Raw genomic sequence first — 3,356 nt, forward strand, 5'->3', positions numbered from 1 at the left:
GGGAATCGCCACACGATACGACCGAGACCCGCTCAACTTTCTCGCAGCAATCAAACTCGCTTCAGTTCGCATCTGGTTGCGGCATTATGAGTCTGCGGCCTAGATTTTCTGCAGACCCTGGCCAACTACAAGGGCTGCGCTCTCTGTACGGCGCAAGACAATTTCCCGAAGGCGCCAAGGTTCGGCCAACCCGGTCGAATGATCCGGGTTGATTCACGCTTGCAGAGGCGACAGCAAAAAAGAGGCCACGAGGCGCGGGGAGCCTGCCCGGGAGCCCCTTCGAGGGACGGTCATGCCCGACGTAGCACCCGACAAATCTGGGATCAGAGGATCGGACCGTGATCCGGAATTGCCGAAAGACCGTCAATCAAGACGGGCTGCTTTCAAAAACCACCGAATGCTAGCCGCCTTGATGCACGGCGATGAGCTTTTGGCGGCCTGAGGCGGTGATCAGGTCGCCGTTGCGGTGCGTTTTGACAACCCTCGTCAGGCGCCGGCGATGATCCGTCGTGATGGAGGGCTGGGTTTGCAGGTTGCGGTTGGCGGGTTTGTTTCGGGACGTCTGCGCCCCGTCGGCTATGTCACGAGCCGCGCAATGCGATTGAGGACGATGCGCAGGATGCGCTGGTCGGGGCAGGAGGTCGGCAGGTGCAGGCGGATCTGGGTTTTCATCTCGACCACCAGCGCGGCGATTTTGCATGTCGGTCAATCATTATGACCAATGGTTCTCTACATTTCGCTGCTGCGTTCTCTACATTTGGCTGCTGTTGCGCAGGAGCCCACGGACCTGCCCGTAAAGCTGGCGCTTGACATTGACCAGTTGCTCACGCGCGCCAAGCAACGCCTTCAGCCGGTGGCTTTCCATGGTCTTCACATGCACCGCAGAATACAAACCGCTTGCCAGTATCTCGGCAAGCGCCTGCGCATCCGCCTTGTCCGTCTTCTCAGGCCGCGCCTTCAGGGCATCTGCAGCACGCCGCGCATCCATGCAGATGACCGGAAAACCCAGATCCTTCAGCTCGTGGTAGAGCCAAGGCGTCATCGAGCCTGTCTCAAGGCCGACTTTCGCAAGATGACCGTTCCATCTTTTCAGCCGCTCCGCGATCATTGACGGCTGCGTGTCCGCGCTCCCGCGCCACACCACCTGTCGATCCTGACCATAATGCAGATGTGCGTGCTCTTGAGACTGACGTCCACTCCAACGTAATATTCCATCGCTGCTCTCCTTAGGTCTTCGACAAACCAGGGCAGATGGCCTCATTCCGCCGATGGGAGCAGCAACCTCATGTATGGGATGTAATAGTGGGTTCGCGGGCGACGCGGCGGCCGGAGATCAAGCTATCCGGGATAGTGGCCAGTCTCCACCGTGCTGAAACAACCTCTATACGCGTTCAGATCGCTCGAACTACATGGCTTTTTATTTCCGGGCAGTGCCCGACCGACGGCTCATGTTCGCAGCAGGAGAGTGCCTATTGCGAAGACGGACGCGGAGCCGGGAAATCCAGCACGCGGCTGGTATAGCTTTCGATCAATGCACTGAATGGCACGCCATCCGGTAGTTTGAGCACGGCGTGATGTTCGAGAAGGAAAGGGGGAGGGACAAGAGATCCAGTACCGGAAGCCGGCAGGCTGGTTTGCATTTCCCATCCTTTCGAGAGAGGGGACCAAAGCAGCTTCGCCGATAGGTTCGTGCGACTGAAATTTAGAGCCTGAACGGCTCGACCGAATGCTATATCGCTCGTATCGAGCGCCTTGTTCATCTCGGCCGTCAGCCTTGCCGGCACGTACCAGTTGTCCGCCTCGGACAGGACGTGCTCGCCGCAGGCCAGACGAACGCGCCGATAGGCTATGGGTTCGTCCGAGCCTACGGCAAGTAGCTTACGGATATGGACATCCGCCGGCTTGTCTTGACCATGTACACGATGAGCCACGATCTTCGAGCCTTCCGGCGCCAGCTTGTGTGTTGCGCACCAGCGATCAAGTGTCAGCGTAGCACTGGCATTGCTGAGGAGATCGGCATTCAGGGCTTGAAGGACTGCAAGAGCTTCCAGTCGTGATGTCGGCGTGTCCGGCCATGGCGACGGAGTGGACAGATTCTGCGCCATGGTAGTTTGCGTGCCCGGCACGATGGCGGCTGAGCTGCCAAAGGCGAGGAGGCGGACGAGTAACAAGGACCGGAAGAACATGGCTATGAAATCCTCTGTAAAACAGACTGTACAGGTCGGGGCTAGTCTAAGATCACGCTCGATCGTCAGCTGGCCGATCTGAGCATGCAACTTCTCAAGCTCGCATTCGCGCGTGTCCTTCGCTGGCTGGTGTCGGCGAGAGTCGCCTCAGCCAGCTCTATCAGCAGAAGCCGACATCAACTCCTGAGTCGGTTTTGCAGTGCCTGCCGATCGGCGACGAGCTGGTCCAGGTGGATAGAATGCCCTCCTTGCGCCAATCGCCTAACCAGCTCACGCATACCGTCCACGACAAAGACGCCGCAATCATAGCTGTTCTGCTGCTGGGCCATGAGGGGTGACTCCAGGCGGGCGCCCAGCCGTCCTGCGAGCTGTTCTGCAGGCCGGGCGTTGTATCCTTGCGCGGAGTCGTAGTGATAGGCGACCGGCTTTTGCCGGTCGCTGCGATCAACGAACAGCAGCGACCAATGGCTGCCGCGTTGATTAGGATCTGAAACATGGGCATTATTCACTGGCAGGAACAGGAAGTCGGCTGTATCGTTACCCTGCCGATTATGGACGATACTGTGGAATGTACTTAGCGTGTCGCCCCAGTTCAGCTGAAAGGCTACGAGGGGATCCACGAACCGCGTCCGGGCGGCGAGACTCGGATTGGTCCCCTGCAACTCCTGCGCCAGGAGCTGGTAATCCGTGAGGATATGCCTGTCGCCCAGCCATTGCGTGTCCCCGAGCACCACCCCGCGGTCGTGGGACGAGGCTTTCGGATCCAAAGCCCCGATCTGAGCATCGGAGGAGGTGGTCGAGAATGCCCGCACAGAATTAACCTCGTCGCGTAATCCGGATGGCGTGGGCCTTGTCAGATCAACCAATGGAAGACCGCCGTAGGTGTCTGAGCGGGCCTTGGCAGAGTGCGCTGGCGCAAAGTGAGCATCGTCGCGCAATTCGGATGGCGTGGGCGCATTCAGATCAACGATTGACTCAAGACCCCCGTAGGTGTCTGAGCGAGCCTTGGCAGAGTGCGCTGGCGCGAAGTGAGCATCGTCGCGCAATTCGGATGGCGTGGGCGCATTCAGATCAACGATTGACTCAAGACCGCCATAGGTGTCTGAACGGGCCTTGGCAGAGTGCGCTGGCGCAAAGTGAGCATCGTCGCGCAATTCGGATGGCGTGGGC

Annotated in this window: 3 protein-coding genes and 1 pseudogene; 1 reads left to right on the plus strand and 3 read right to left on the minus strand. The window is 59.1% G+C overall.

Annotated elements, in window-relative coordinates; translation table 11 throughout:
• Positions 1–103 (plus strand): annotated as a pseudogene (locus ACFFNA_RS32795) (IS5/IS1182 family transposase); the annotation flags it as partial.
• Between the two features lie 648 nt (positions 104–751).
• Here the strand turns inward: ACFFNA_RS32795 and ACFFNA_RS32800 are convergent.
• The 3 genes from ACFFNA_RS32800 to ACFFNA_RS32810 all read right to left on the minus strand — a co-directional run.
• Positions 752–1,261 (minus strand): IS110 family transposase, encoded by a 510-nt coding sequence (locus tag ACFFNA_RS32800; RefSeq protein ID WP_378923919.1) that lies wholly within the window; start codon positions 1,259–1,261, stop codon positions 752–754.
• Between the two features lie 208 nt (positions 1,262–1,469).
• On the minus strand, positions 1,470–2,186 hold the full coding sequence (locus ACFFNA_RS32805; RefSeq protein WP_095088709.1) for a hypothetical protein: 717 nt from the start codon (positions 2,184–2,186) through the stop codon (positions 1,470–1,472).
• 176 nt (positions 2,187–2,362) lie between these two features.
• On the minus strand, positions 2,363–3,356 hold a 994-nt coding region (locus tag ACFFNA_RS32810), incomplete at its 5' end, for a Ulp1 family isopeptidase (protein WP_378923920.1).

The sequence above is a fragment of the Mesorhizobium kowhaii genome, from assembly GCF_042431665.1.
Lineage (GTDB): Bacteria > Pseudomonadota > Alphaproteobacteria > Rhizobiales > Rhizobiaceae > Mesorhizobium > Mesorhizobium kowhaii.